The organism is Catenulispora pinisilvae (assembly GCF_015356865.1).
Classification (GTDB): Bacteria; Actinomycetota; Actinomycetes; order Streptomycetales; family Catenulisporaceae; genus Catenulispora; species Catenulispora pinisilvae.
Window position 1 is genome coordinate 1 of record NZ_JAAFZA010000282.1, and the last position, 12,223, is coordinate 12,223.

Genomic DNA, 12,223 nt, shown 5'->3' on the forward strand with positions numbered 1-12,223 from the left:
GCTGCTCCAGTAGCGACCGCGGACACAAGCAGGAAGGGCGGCCAGTTTCCCGGCCGCCCTTCCTGCTTGTGTCCGGCTGTTCGGAGCCGGTCCGGCTATTCGGAGTCGACCAACCGCTCGATCCGCTTCACCTTGTCGATCTGGAAGCAGCTGTGCATGTGGGTGAGGCCCTTGAAGCCGCTCACGCTGTCCAGCACATGCCGGGTGTTCGCGTAGATCCCCTGCAAACGTCCCGCCGCCATCGCTATCTGCTTCAGCACCCAGGTGATCTCCACCTGGGCCTGCGCCGCGACCGCCGGCGTCATGGTGCCCACCGACATCACCTCCTCGACCAGGAAGCCGCCGAGCGAGCCGATCAGCAGGTTGATCAGGCCGGTGATGGTGCCCTCGGCGAGCGCCGCCTCGCCTTGCAGGCCGCGCAGCGCCTCGGAGCTCTTGGCCAGGTTCTCGGCCAGGGTGTCGAGTTCGGCCAGGTAGTCGGCCAGCAGCGGGTAGAAGTGCCCGGCGGTCTCGTCGTCCCAGGTCCGGTGCAAGGTGGCGGCCGCGGAGCAGAGGTCGGTCACGGTCTGCTGGACGTGGTCGTGCGCCGCGTCCCAGGCCTTGGCGGCCCGCGCCAGCTCGTCCGGGTCGCCGGTCAGCTTGTCCAGGAACTCGAACGGGCTGGGCAGCCCGGTGTGGTGCGAGACCCAGGCCAGCAGCCGCTTCTCCAGCCCGGTGATGCCGACCAGGTGGATGTGCGGGTGCGGGACCTCCAGGTGCGGGAAGTGCCGCTTGGCCAGGGTCTCCAGCTTCTCCTGGTCGCGCTCCCGCACGTGTTCCGGACGCGGCTCCGGCTTCTGCCCCTCCGGCAGCGCCTCGGCCCGGGCCAGGAACTCCTCGATGCTGTGGACCTCGGCCGCGGTCTCCTCGATCTGCTCGGTCAGCTCTACCCCGGGCGCGTCCTGCATCTTGCGCCGCTGGTTGCGGACCACCAGGACGCCCAGCCCCCACATGCCGAAGATCAGGACCGCGAAACTCAGGCCCGTGATCAGCATGACCTTCACGCGTCCGCACCCCCCGCCTGGCGCGGGATCGTGCGGTGCCAGGGGTAGCTGCCGGGAGCCCACTCAGCGGCCTGCGACTCCGCCGGGTCCGGGCCGCCCGGATTGGCACCGACCGCGTGCCCGCCCTCAAGGCCGGAGACGAAGTGGTCAATGACCTCGCAGGCCTCGACGATGTCCTTCTCGGTCTCCGGAAGCCGGTTGTGATAGGCGTCGCGGACCTCGGTGGCCTCGAACATCTTCCCGAACGCGAAATCGTGGACCCGGGCACCCTCCAGCTTGCCGGGCACTTCCCGCAACGACGCCTCCGCGGTACGCAGCGCGGCCACGAACGCTTCCACGGCCTCGGTCACGTCCGTCGTCACCAGAACCCCTCCCATCAGTAGATTCGACGCGGAGCCTACTCCGAGTTGCACCTTTCGCAGCACCCCGCGAACACTGGTTCCCATGTATGAGATCAAGGTCGAACGCACCGAGGACGGGCACTACATCGCCACCAACGACCGCGGCGCCCGCATCGAGCTGAGCGGGAACGGGGAGGGCCCGAACTTCTCGCCGGTGGAGCTGCTGCTGGTCGCGGTGGCCGGCTGCAACATCGTCACCACCGAGCCGCTGACGGCGCAGCGCGGACACCGGATGACCAAGCTGGTCGCCTCGGCGACCTCGGAGAAGATCGAGCGGAACAAGCTCGGGCCGGTGACCCTGAGCTACGCGGTGGAGCTGCCGGCCGACGACGCGGACGCGGCGAAGGTGTTCCACGACGTCGCCGAGCGGGTCGAGGAGCGGCACTGCACGGTCAGCCGCTCGCTGCGCGAGGGCACGCCGGTGAACCTGGAGCTGGACGGGATCTGAGGGATCTGAGAGAGCTGAGAGAGCTGGGGGATCCGAGAGAGCTGGGGGATCCGAGAGAGCTGGGGAACCTGCGAGAGCTGGGGAACCTTTGGGCCGGGCCGAGGGATCCCGGCCGGCGCCGAACCGCGCCCGAAGGCGGTTCGGCCGTCAGGGGCGAAGGGATCAGCGCGAGATCTCGTCGGTGTGCAGGATCCGGTAGAACTGCTTGCTGTCCGCCCACCGGCCATTGACATACAAGTGCGAACGGGAGAGCCCCATCTCCTCGAACCCGCACTTGGCCAGCACCCGCTGCGAGGCGACGTTCTCCACATTCGTCCCGGCCTCGACACGGTGCAGGTTCCACCGCTGACGCGCGTGGTCGCAGACCGCGTCGACCGCCGCGGTCGCCAGCCCCCTGCCGACCAGCGCGACGTCCACCCAGTAACCCATCCGGGCATTGAGGAAGATACCCAGCTCGATGTTCGACAGCGTGACACTGCCGTACACCTCCTCATCCCCGCGATCGAAAACCCAGCGCTCAGCCTGCCCCGCACCACGCTGCTGGTCGAAGTTCCTGAGCCGCGAGTACTGACCCGCCTCGGTGTAGAACTCGTCGGGCCGGATCGGATCCCACCGCTCCAGGTGGTCGAAGTTGCGCTTGTAGGCCCGCGCGAACGCCGCGGCGTCGGTCAACCGGACCGGCCGCAGGGCGACGTCTTCGGTCAGGCGTATTTCCCCAGTGGTCATCGCAGCAGGGTAAGGGTCAGACCGGTTCGTCTTCCATAGCGTTCTCGGGCTGACCTCAACTGGGCTTCTCGCCAGCCCGCGCAATTTCGGGTAGGAGTTTCACCGGGGAGGGATAGTGTCTCAGGATTCGTATAAGTAGGTTCGTACGCAAGTCTTCAACAGCGAGGGAGTCGCTGGACGTACGGGGGGGTTCCTTTGAGAAGCGCCGATGGCGACAACTACAGACCCAGCGACTGGCAACCGCTGGCCGACACGGATCCCACACCGGGAGACCCGGGCGAGATAGCCGACCTGGGCGCGTGGTCCGGCACCCTGGCCGACAAACTCGACGCGACAGCGGACCAACTCGGCCAGACCTGTGTCGACGAATTCTGGAAGTCGGACGCCGGCCTGGAGTTCAAGCAGCTCGTCGACTCCGTGGCCGCCCGGTGCCGCCAGGCGGCATATCGGTTCCGCACGGCGGCCGACACATATGGCAGGACCACTGGCACCGGCTATGCGGTCGCGCTGGCCGGATTCCAGTCGGCGGCAGGGAAATCTCTGCTCAAGGCACAGGTAGCCCGTGACGACATCACGAACCTGGCCCGAACGAACCCGCTTCTCAATCCGCCTGGGCCCATCATGACGGCCTACGTCACGAACCGCCTCACGCCGGACGTGGCTGAGGAGACACAGGCGGTCCCGGGGGTCTCGGACCTCGGCTTGGAACTGCGCCAGGCCCGTGTCGCCCTCGACCACGTGATCGCGGACCGCGACGCCGCAGCGTCCCAAGCCGCTGCGAAACTGGACTACCTCGCGACCGCCACCGGGATCTCGGACGCCGGTCCCGCGCTGCAAGCCGGCGAGACCGTCCAGACCCGCCTCGACGCCTACAACGACGCGCAGCAGCTCACATGGGCGCTCGCACACCCCGACGATCCCCAGGCCAAGGCCATCGTCACGCGCATCGCCGCCGACCTCGACCGCCGCGCCAACGATCCCGGCTTCGTCACTGATGTCGTCAACCAGTCCGGCGCGAGCCTCGGCGGCATCGCCAGCCTGCTACGGGGCAACCCACCGCCGCCGATGATGAGCGACCACACGCGCCCGCTGGACGCCGCGTCCCAGACCACCCTGGCCGCCTTCGGCGCCGCCCTCGCGGCCACGGTCAAATCCGACTCGCTGTCTCCTACCGCGTTCACGCAGCTCACGTCCTCGAAAGACGCATGGTCGACGGCGATGTTGCTCCAATACGGCCCTAATGGCGCCGCGTACGGCGATGACCAGGGCAAGCTCCTGCTCGCGACACTGGCGCGGAACCTCACCGACAGCCTCATCAACAACAAGGACGCGAACGGCCTCATCTTCCCGCCCGGGCAGGACGCGTTCGCCGCCGTACTGAACCGGGTCTCCGAAAACCCCGGAGCGGTCCGGCTCGCACTCGGCGACGGCAGTCCAGCAGCAAGCCAGTTCGCGATGAACCTGGCGGCGATCGGCATGGCGGTGCCGGCGCAGCATCTCAATCAGGACCTCGCCGCCCAGCAGGCGGCGGTGGCCAAGTTCCTGTTGTCGTGCGGCATACCTCCGGATCGCACCGACATGACCGCGATGCAGGGGACGTTGAACATCATGACGTCGTTCATCGACTATCAGCAGGCCAACGGAGGGTCGGCGGGCGGGCCGGTACAGAAAGCGCTGCAAAGCTACACGGTGAACTACATGGCCGATCTATCGCAGGTCCTGGGCACGTCCGATCGGGGGCTGAGTTTGGCACCACCACCGACGGTCAAAATCGGCCAGGACGATCTGACAAACCTCCTCAAGCTTGCCTATCCGGACGCCAGCTCGATCGGGTCCTACAAGGCGACCGTCGCACAGCAAGTGGTCGCAGCATTAGCTGCATACGGCAAAGATCCCCAAGCCCAACCACTCTACGACTACCACCATCTGAGCAGCTTGTACGGCGCTGTGAACACCGTCGAAGGCGATCTGGTCACGGATGCGGCTTCGGCACAGGATGCCGACGCAGCCGACCGTTTGCTAGTGGTCAACATCCTTGCCGGCGGCTACGGCAACGAACATCTCGATTCGACGTCCAGTAACTACGGGCAGCCGATTGCCGGGCTCCTCGGGCCGGTCCTCCCGTCTTGGTTCGACACCGGTCACGTCCAGAAGGCTCAAGCTGACCTGCACGAGCAATACGTCGGCGAGGAGCGAACGATGGAGATCATGCTGCTCCAGGCTTATGTCGACTCGGGGAGGGCCACGGACGCGGACCTCGCCTCTCTGGCGCCAGTCCTCGAGAACGGCAACGTGCAGGGCAACCTTGACTTCGACAAAGTCTGGGGCGCCAGCGAGGACAGGTTCACGCTCGGCGGCGAAAAACTCTCCGACCTTGAGACGGACATGCTCGGCCGGTTCGGATGGCAGAAGGGGCAATGATGAGGCTTGGGACGAGGACCGCTTGTGTCGCTCTCGGCGGCGCGATGGCGATATTTCTGTGCGGCTGCGGAGACAGTTCGCCAACGAAACCTCAAGCCCAGAAACCGATCAAGGGCTGCGGCATCCCTGCGAAGTGGGTGCCCGAGCTGATCCTCGAAGACATGGTCGTCGAGGGGTTCCACGCCGAGAACGCCGTAAAAGATCCAGACGCCCTTGCTCAACTGAATACCCTGTTCGCCCAGGGACGACCGGGATCGAGCCTGGATTTCGAAAAGTGGTTCGGCGAGAACGAGGACCGCCCACAAATCGCCGTCCGCGGGATGACGATGTCTCAATGGGAGTCCTTGTTCATGAGAACCGAGTTCCCGCACCAACCCGAGGTCTACCCCGCAGTCTGCGGCGGCTGGACGTTCGAGGGCTACCTCCAAAAGCACCCGGACATCAACAGCCAGACCTACGAGGACTACATGAAGAAGTTTCCGATCCCGGGCTTCCCGTCGGCGACGAACGGTTGACCTGCGCTATCCAGGACCGGCCACGGAAAGGATGCCATGTCCGAACAACTGAAAGTCGATCTCGGCAAACTGAGCGACCTGAGCGGACTCCTGAGCCGGCTCCGAACCGAACTGGGCGACCTCCCGAACCACGTCGACAGTTACGTGGCCGCCATGGGGCACCAAGGCCTCGCGGACGCGACCCGCACCATGGGTGATGACTGGAACAACTTCCGCAGCCTTCTGATGACGGACATCGATACCCTCGGGACGTTCGCCGAGCAGGCGAAGAACGCGTACCAGGACACCGACGCCGACCTGTCGAAGGCAATCAGCGACGTCATGGACCCCGCGCCGATGCCGTTGCACGGGCGGTACCACGCCGAAGTCTGAGGACTTCCGCGTCAGTCAGACCGTCTCGTTCTCCAGATCGGCCCGCGTCGGCTCCGCCGGCGCCTCGGCCTTAGCGACCTTGGCGGCCTCAGCGACCTCGGCCGCCTCAGCCGCCGCCTGCGCGGGCACGACCTTGGGCGCGTCGCTTATGGCCCCGGTCTTCTTGTCCCGCAGCTTCTGGCTGATGACCGTGGTGACGCCGTCTCCGCGCATGGTGACGCCGTACAGCGCGTCGGCGACCTCCATGGTGCGCTTCTGGTGCGTGATCACGATCAGCTGCGAGGTGGCTCGCAGCTCCTCCATGATGTTGATCAGGCGGCCGAGGTTGGTGTCGTCCAGTGCCGCCTCGACTTCGTCCATGATGTAGAAGGGCGAGGGCCGGGCCTTGAAGATGGACACCAGGAAGGCCACGGCGGTCAGGGAGCGCTCGCCGCCGGAGAGCAGGGACAGGCGCTTGACCTTCTTGCCCGGCGGGCGGGCCTCGACCTCGATGCCGGTGGTCAGCATGTCTTCGGGGTCGGTGAGGATCAGGCGGCCGTCGCCGCCGGGGAACAGGCGGGAGAACACGCCCTCGAACTCGCGGGCCACGTCGGCGTAGGCCTCGGTGAAGACCTGCTCGACCCGGTCGTCGACCTCTTTGATGATGTCCAGCAGGTCCTTGCGGGTCTTCTTCAGGTCCTCCAGCTGCTCGGACAGGAACTGGTGGCGTTCCTCCAGCGCTGCGAACTCCTCCAGGGCCAGGGGGTTCACCTTGCCGAGGGCGGTGTAGTCCTTCTCCGCCTTCTTCAGCCGGCGCTGCTGCTCGGCCCGGTCGTAGGGGACGGGGATGTCGCCGGCGACGGTCGGCGGGATCGGCACCTCCGGGCCGTACTCGGCGACCAGGACGTCGGCCTCGACGCCGTGCTCGGCCAGCGCCTTCTCCTCCATCTGCTCGATGCGCATCCGGCGCTCGGCCCGGGCCACCTCGTCGCGGTGGACCGAGTCGGTCAGCTTCTCCAATTCGCCGGACAGCTCGCGGACCCGGGTGCGGGCGACCTGGATCTCGGAGTCGTGCTCGACCCGCGAGCGCTCCGCCTGCTCCCGGCGGTCCTGGGCCAGCGCCAGGGACTGCTCCAGGTGCCGGATGACCTGCTCGAAGCCGTGGGCCACGGCCCGCGCCACCTCGGCCTCCTCGGCCAGGCGCTCGGCCCGCTCTATGGCCCGCTCGCGGGCCTCGCGCTCCTGCTGCGCGGCCCGGTCCAGCTGGTCGGCCCGGCCGGCCAGTGCGCGGGCCCGCTCCTCGGCGGTGCGCACCGCCAGGCGGGCCTCCATCTCGGCGGTGCGGGCGGCGGTGGCCGCCTGCGCGAAGTCCTCACGCCGGTCGCCGGCCGCGGCGTCGTCGAGCTCTTCGGCGGCGGTAGCGGCCTCCTGGGCTTCGAGCAGCTGGCCTTCCAGTTCCTCCAGCTGGCCCAGGTCCCGGTCGCGGGCCTCCTCGGCCTTCTCGATCGCGGCGACGAAGCGCTCCACCTCGCCGAGCGCGGCCCGGGCCTGGCCGCCGAGCCGGCCCAGCTGCTGCGCGACCCCGGCCTTCTGGCTGTCGGCCTCGCGGCGCTGCGCCATCAGCGCGTCCACCAGGGCCTTGGCGGTCTGCCGCTCGGCGGTCGCGAACTCCAGCTCGGTGCGCAGCCGCTCGGCGCGGGCGCCGGCCTCGTAGAGCTTCTCGGCGGCCTCGTCGACCGCGGCCTGGACCTCCAACAGGGTCGGCGCCGAGGACGAGCCGCCGCGCGCCGAGTCCCGGCCCAGCACGTCGCCGTCCCGGGTCACGGCCCGCACGTCCGGGGCCCGGGCGATCAGCTCGGAGGCCTCGGAGAGGTCCTCGACGACCGCCATCCGGTTCAGCAGCCGGGTGAAGGCCGGGCGCAGCTCTTCCTGGACCTGGATCAGGTCGATGACATAGCGGGCGCCTTCGGGCAGCTGCGGCCACTGGCCGTCGTCCGGGTAGGAGACGTCGCCGCCCACGATGACCGTGGCCTGGCCCGCGTCCTCGGCCTTCAGCAGCCGGATCGCGTTCACCGCGCTGTCCACGCTGGTCACCGCGACCGCGTCGGCGGCGGTGCCGAGCGCGGCGGCCACCGCGGCCTCGGCGCCGGACTCCACGGTCAGTATCGCCGCGACGCTGCCCAGCAGCCCGGACAGCCGGTCGGTGGCGGCCAGCAGGGCGCCGGCGCCGTCCTTGCGGTTCAGTCCGAGTTCGAGGGCTTCCTTGCGGGCGGCGAAGCCGGCGTGCTCCTTCTGCGCCTCGCGCTCGGCGGCCCGCAGCTCGGTCAGCTTCTCCTCGGACTCCGACAGCGCCTGCGAGGCCTGCTCGACCTCGTCGTCCAGCCCGCCGCCGTCCGTCTCCAGACCCTCGACCTCGGTCTTGAGCTCGTCGTACTCGCGCTGCACGCCCGCGGCCCGGCCCCGGGCCTCCTCTGCGGCGGTGCCGAGCCGGCCGATCTCGGCGTCGGCGGCGGCGGCCTTGGACCGCATCGCGCCGACCCGGCCGTCCAGCTTGGCCAGGTTCTCGCGCTGGTCCGCGGCGGCCCGGACGGAGGCGGCCAGCCGCCGCTCCTCCTGTTGCAGGGCGGTCTCGGCGTCGGTGCGCTGCATGACCGCGCCGGCCAACGTCTCCTGCGCCTCGGCGATCTCCTCGGCGAGTTCGGTCTCTTCCTCGCGGATGCGCATGGCCTCGGCCTGCATCTCCTCCGGGTCGCGGCCGTGCCGCTCCTCGGGGGCGGTACGGGAGGCGCTGCGGACCCGCTCTACGGCCAGCTGCGCCGAGCCGCGGTAGCGCTCTTTCAGGGAGCTGAGGCGGTACCAGGTCTCCTGGGTCTGGGCCAGATAGGGCACCAGCGCCGCGCCGCGCTGTTCGAGCTCGGACTCCTGGGCCTGGGCCTCGGCATATTCGCGCTCCAGCTGCTTGCGCCGGACCTTCATCTGCTCTTCGTCGGCGGCCTCCTGCTCGAAGGCCTCACGCATGCCGACCAGGTCGTCGGCGAGCAGCCGCAGCCGGGCGTCGCGCAGGTCGGCCTGGATCACCACGGCCCGGCGCGCCACCTCGGCCTGCCGGCCCAGCGGCTTGAGCTGACGGCGCAGCTCACCGGTGAGGTCGGTGAGCCGGGTCAGGTTGGCCTGCATCGCGTCGAGCTTGCGCAGCGCCTTCTCTTTGCGCTTGCGGTGCTTCAGGACGCCGGCGGCCTCCTCGATGAAGGTGCGGCGGTCCTCGGCGCTGGCCTGCAGCACCGCGTCCAGCCGGCCCTGGCCGAGGATGACGTGCATCTCGCGGCCGATGCCGGAGTCGGACAGCAGCTCCTGGATGTCGAGCAGCCGGCAGGGGTCGCCGTTGATCGCGTACTCCGAGCCGCCGTTGCGGAACATGATCCGCGAGATGGTGACCTCGGAGTAGTCGATGGGGAGTGCGCCGTCGCCGTTGTCGATGGTCAGCGCCACCTCGGCGCGGCCCAGCGGCGCGCGGCCGGTGGTGCCGGCGAAGATGACGTCCTCCATCTTGCCGCCGCGCAGCGACTTGGCGCCCTGCTCGCCCATCACCCAGGCCAGCGCGTCCACCACGTTCGACTTGCCCGAGCCGTTGGGGCCGACCACACAGGTGATGCCCGGTTCCAGGCGCAGGGTGGTGGCCGAGGCGAAGGACTTGAAGCCGCGCAGGGTCAGGGTCTTCAGGTACACGTGCGGCGACACTCTCCTGCGCTGCCCGGCCGACGGGCCTGGTGATGGGGTCCGATTGACGCTTGGCCCGCCGATGTCCCAGGTGGGCGTCCGGCCAGGCTACTGGCGAGCGTACCCCCTCCAGCGCGAGGGACGCCGGAGGTCACTCCAACGTCGGTCGGGCTGCGGGGCCGGAGTTATGACGAGGCGACGTGGCTCACGCTTTCGGTGGGCACACGCCGGCCGTCGTCGAATGGAGATGCCGCTTGAAGTGGGACTAGCGGGTCAGAGCGGGTTCGCGTTCCAGCTCGCTGAATTCGGAGTCCAGCTCGTTCGAGCTGTACTTCGTCGCAGCCAGCACCGCGTTCTCGTCCTCGAGGCGCGACACATACGCCTCCAGATCGACGACGCGCTGCTTGAGCCGCCTCATCTCGGCGACCATGCGGTGGTCCACCGCAGCGACATGCCCGAGAAGCGCCTTAGCCATAGTGAGGGTCCTTCACGATGAGTGTCTGGCGTCTTCGCCAGAACCTCTGTAGGTGTCAACCTGCCAGACAGGTGGTGCCGTACTGCGCACTGGCTGCAAGGGCAGCGTCGGGAGCGTTATGGATCGGCGATGAGGTCCGGTGTTTAGCCGGTTTCACCACAGGGCATACCGCGCCGACAAAAAGGAGTGCGCGACTACCAGGGTCGCACTGAAAGGGGTCTTGGGTCAACACGAAGCAGGGCACCGCAAAGCGGACCGCGCGGGCCGTGCAGCCACTCGATCACTTTGGGCACCCGGCCGTCAAGCTTTATCCGCGCGGCATCCGCCTTACGCTGAGCGGGAATTCACCCTGGCGGGGTCCGGCGTCGAGGTCCGCGGGCGGTGGGGTCCGCAAAGCTTTGCCCAAGTCCCTCGAACGGCCTAAAGACCCTTTGTAGCTTGGCGGTATGGCCTCAGTGCTTGACGACGGGGACCGGTACGCCGGCCCTCCGACCGAGTGGTACGTGTCGGCAGAAGATATACCCATTCGGGGGACCTCTCAGTACTCCGAAGACTGGTCGAGGTACTCCGAAGGCTGGTCCGGGTGCTCCGAAGACTGGTCGGGGTGCCCCGAAGACTGGTCCGGGGCCCAGACCCCGGACGCACGCCGCCCGGCGAGCCACCGCCGCACGGCCCCGCGCCGGCGCCGTCGACTGCGCCGCTCGGCGATCTCCGCGGTGGTCGCCGGGCTCGCGATCACCGCCCCGCTGATGCTGCGGGCACGGGAGAACGACGAGGTCGCGCTCGCCCCCGGCGCTTCGGCGCCGACCGCCTCGCTGGACTCCTCGGGGAACGCCCAGGCGCCGGTGTCGAGCCCGTCCACCGATCTGGCGACCGGCAGCTCCAGCCGGACCGACTCGCAGGTGTCCCGCGACGCCACCCGCTCGGCGACCGCCGGACTCCCGGCGCGGACCGCGACGACGGGCCCGACCGGGTCTGCAACCAGGTCCGCAGCCGGGTCCGCAACCGAGTCCGGGTCCGCGGCCGGGCCCGCGACCACCGCCACGGCCGCCGCAACGTCCACGTCCGGCCCGGCCGACGTCCCGCAGGCGGTTCAGGCGTCCCCGGACGAGGCAGCCTCATACGAAGCTCAAGTGGTCGCCCTGACCAACGATCAACGGGTGGCGCACGGCTGCCCGGCGCTGCGCGACGATTCCCGGCTGCGGGCCGCGGCGATAGGGCACAGCGTCGACATGCGGGCGCGGGACTACTTCGCGCACAACACTCCGGACGGTGTCACCCCGTGGACCCGCATCGAGGCCAAGGGGTATTCCGACCCGTCGGCGGAGAACATAGCGATGGGCCAGGCCACACCGCAGGCCGTGGTCGACGCGTGGATGAACTCCCCCGGCCACCGCACCAACATCCTGAGCTGTTCGTCCAAGGCCATCGGCGTGGGGGTGCAGTTCGGGCCGAACGGGCCGTGGTGGACTCAGGACTTCGGCTATTCGTGACCGGCGGGGGGCGGGTCAGCGAAGGCATTCGTCACAGCATTCTGATAGTCCGCGAACTCCCTTACGCCTCCCGGGCCCCGGCGGTAACATCTGGTGACTTCGGGCGCTCGGAGCGATAGGGGGACAGCGCATGGACATACGCACGTGGCAGGAAGCCGGCATCCGCGCCGGCTCCTACAGTGCACGCCACCGGGGCAGGGGCCCGTTCAGCCCGCTGCGCCCGGCGCCGATCGCCATCGGCAGCCTGTCCACCGCGGCCATCGCGGCGTTCGCCTTCGTCGGGCCGGGGATCCTGCACGGCGGCCCGGCCGGCTCCGGGACGACGCTGCTGGACGGCGCGCCGAACCGGGTCGCGCCGCTGGCGCCCGGGTCGAGCAGCGGGGCCGCGCCCGGCTTCGTCAGCGTCACCGCGCCGACCAGCACGACCTCGTCGGACTCCCCCGCCACGCCGTCCAGCTCGGCCACCTCCTCGACGGCGTCATCGACGAGCAGTTCCAGCCCGGCGCCGTTCAGCGTGCGCACGTCGTCCACTTCGACCTCCTCGCCGCAGCCCTCGCAGCCGCAGCCCAGCCTGACCCAGCCCTCGCCCTCGGCGCCGGGGTCGAGCCAGGCCCCGACGGCCCCGCCGAGCGG

General features: G+C 69.1%; 11 protein-coding genes and 1 pseudogene. 5 read left to right on the forward strand and 7 right to left on the reverse strand.

Annotated features, from left to right (window positions below; genetic code table 11):
• Nucleotides 1–95: 95 nt before the first annotated feature.
• Together IZR01_RS42845 and IZR01_RS42850 are read right to left on the reverse strand one after the other, a co-directional pair.
• A complete protein-coding gene (locus IZR01_RS42845) occupies nt 96–1,034 on the reverse strand; it encodes a WXG100 family type VII secretion target (RefSeq protein ID WP_228555959.1) in 939 nt (312 codons plus the stop codon).
• 5 nt (nt 1,035–1,039) lie between these two features.
• A complete protein-coding gene (locus IZR01_RS42850; protein ID WP_194927170.1) occupies nt 1,040–1,405 on the reverse strand; it encodes a hypothetical protein in 366 nt (121 codons plus the stop codon).
• A gap of 82 nt (nt 1,406–1,487) precedes the next feature.
• Here IZR01_RS42850 and IZR01_RS42855 point away from each other — a divergent pair, with 82 nt between their 5' ends.
• Complete coding sequence (locus IZR01_RS42855) at nt 1,488–1,892, forward strand: OsmC family protein (protein ID WP_194927171.1); 405 nt, start codon at nt 1,488–1,490, stop codon at nt 1,890–1,892.
• A 162-nt stretch (nt 1,893–2,054) separates the two neighbouring features.
• Here IZR01_RS42855 and IZR01_RS42860 read toward each other — a convergent pair whose 3' ends face one another.
• The gene (locus IZR01_RS42860) at nt 2,055–2,618 is read right to left on the reverse strand and encodes a GNAT family N-acetyltransferase (RefSeq protein WP_194898993.1); all 564 of its coding nucleotides are present in this window, start codon (nt 2,616–2,618) and stop codon (nt 2,055–2,057) included.
• 195 nt (nt 2,619–2,813) lie between these two features.
• On the opposite strand from IZR01_RS42860, the gene IZR01_RS42865 reads away from it, so the two are divergent.
• The 3 genes from IZR01_RS42865 to IZR01_RS42875 are packed head-to-tail and all read left to right on the forward strand — an operon-like array spanning nt 2,814 to nt 5,926.
• On the forward strand, nt 2,814–5,039 hold the full coding sequence (locus IZR01_RS42865; RefSeq protein ID WP_194927172.1) for a hypothetical protein: 2,226 nt from the start codon (nt 2,814–2,816) through the stop codon (nt 5,037–5,039).
• Between the two features lie 44 nt (nt 5,040–5,083).
• Nucleotides 5,084–5,554, forward strand: coding sequence for a hypothetical protein (locus IZR01_RS42870; RefSeq protein WP_194927173.1), 471 nt, complete (start codon nt 5,084–5,086; stop codon nt 5,552–5,554).
• Between the two features lie 36 nt (nt 5,555–5,590).
• The gene (locus IZR01_RS42875) at nt 5,591–5,926 is read left to right on the forward strand and encodes a DUF6317 family protein (protein WP_194927174.1); all 336 of its coding nucleotides are present in this window, start codon (nt 5,591–5,593) and stop codon (nt 5,924–5,926) included.
• Between the two features lie 15 nt (nt 5,927–5,941).
• Here IZR01_RS42875 and smc read toward each other — a convergent pair whose 3' ends face one another.
• The 3 genes from smc to IZR01_RS42890 all read right to left on the reverse strand — a co-directional run bounded on the left by smc (nt 5,942) and on the right by IZR01_RS42890 (nt 11,160).
• Complete coding sequence (smc, locus tag IZR01_RS42880; RefSeq protein WP_194927175.1) at nt 5,942–9,631, reverse strand: chromosome segregation protein SMC; 3,690 nt, start codon at nt 9,629–9,631, stop codon at nt 5,942–5,944.
• A gap of 256 nt (nt 9,632–9,887) precedes the next feature.
• On the reverse strand, nt 9,888–10,097 hold the full coding sequence (locus IZR01_RS42885; RefSeq protein WP_194898995.1) for a hypothetical protein: 210 nt from the start codon (nt 10,095–10,097) through the stop codon (nt 9,888–9,890).
• A 538-nt stretch (nt 10,098–10,635) separates the two neighbouring features.
• Nucleotides 10,636–11,160: a hypothetical protein gene (locus IZR01_RS42890; RefSeq protein WP_194898996.1), complete on the reverse strand. Its 525-nt coding sequence runs from the start codon at nt 11,158–11,160 to the stop codon at nt 10,636–10,638.
• 70 nt (nt 11,161–11,230) lie between these two features.
• On the opposite strand from IZR01_RS42890, the gene IZR01_RS42895 reads away from it, so the two are divergent.
• Complete coding sequence (locus IZR01_RS42895) at nt 11,231–11,590, forward strand: CAP domain-containing protein (protein WP_194898997.1); 360 nt, start codon at nt 11,231–11,233, stop codon at nt 11,588–11,590.
• A gap of 174 nt (nt 11,591–11,764) precedes the next feature.
• Here the strand turns inward: IZR01_RS42895 and IZR01_RS42900 are convergent.
• A pseudogene (locus IZR01_RS42900) lies at nt 11,765–12,223 on the reverse strand (hypothetical protein); the annotation flags it as partial.

Excerpts from the sequence above, each read along its gene's own strand:
- IZR01_RS42845 (WP_228555959.1), bottom strand. The coding sequence starts at position 1,034 with ATGCTGATCACGGGCCTGAGTTTCGCGGTCCTGATCTTCGGCATGTGG.
- IZR01_RS42855 (WP_194927171.1), top strand. The coding sequence starts at position 1,488 with ATGTATGAGATCAAGGTCGAACGCACCGAGGACGGGCACTACATCGCC.
- IZR01_RS42860 (WP_194898993.1), bottom strand. The coding sequence starts at position 2,618 with ATGACCACTGGGGAAATACGCCTGACCGAAGACGTCGCCCTGCGGCCG.
- IZR01_RS42870 (WP_194927173.1), top strand. The coding sequence starts at position 5,084 with ATGGCGATATTTCTGTGCGGCTGCGGAGACAGTTCGCCAACGAAACCT.
- IZR01_RS42875 (WP_194927174.1), top strand. The coding sequence starts at position 5,591 with ATGTCCGAACAACTGAAAGTCGATCTCGGCAAACTGAGCGACCTGAGC.
- IZR01_RS42885 (WP_194898995.1), bottom strand. The coding sequence starts at position 10,097 with ATGGCTAAGGCGCTTCTCGGGCATGTCGCTGCGGTGGACCACCGCATG.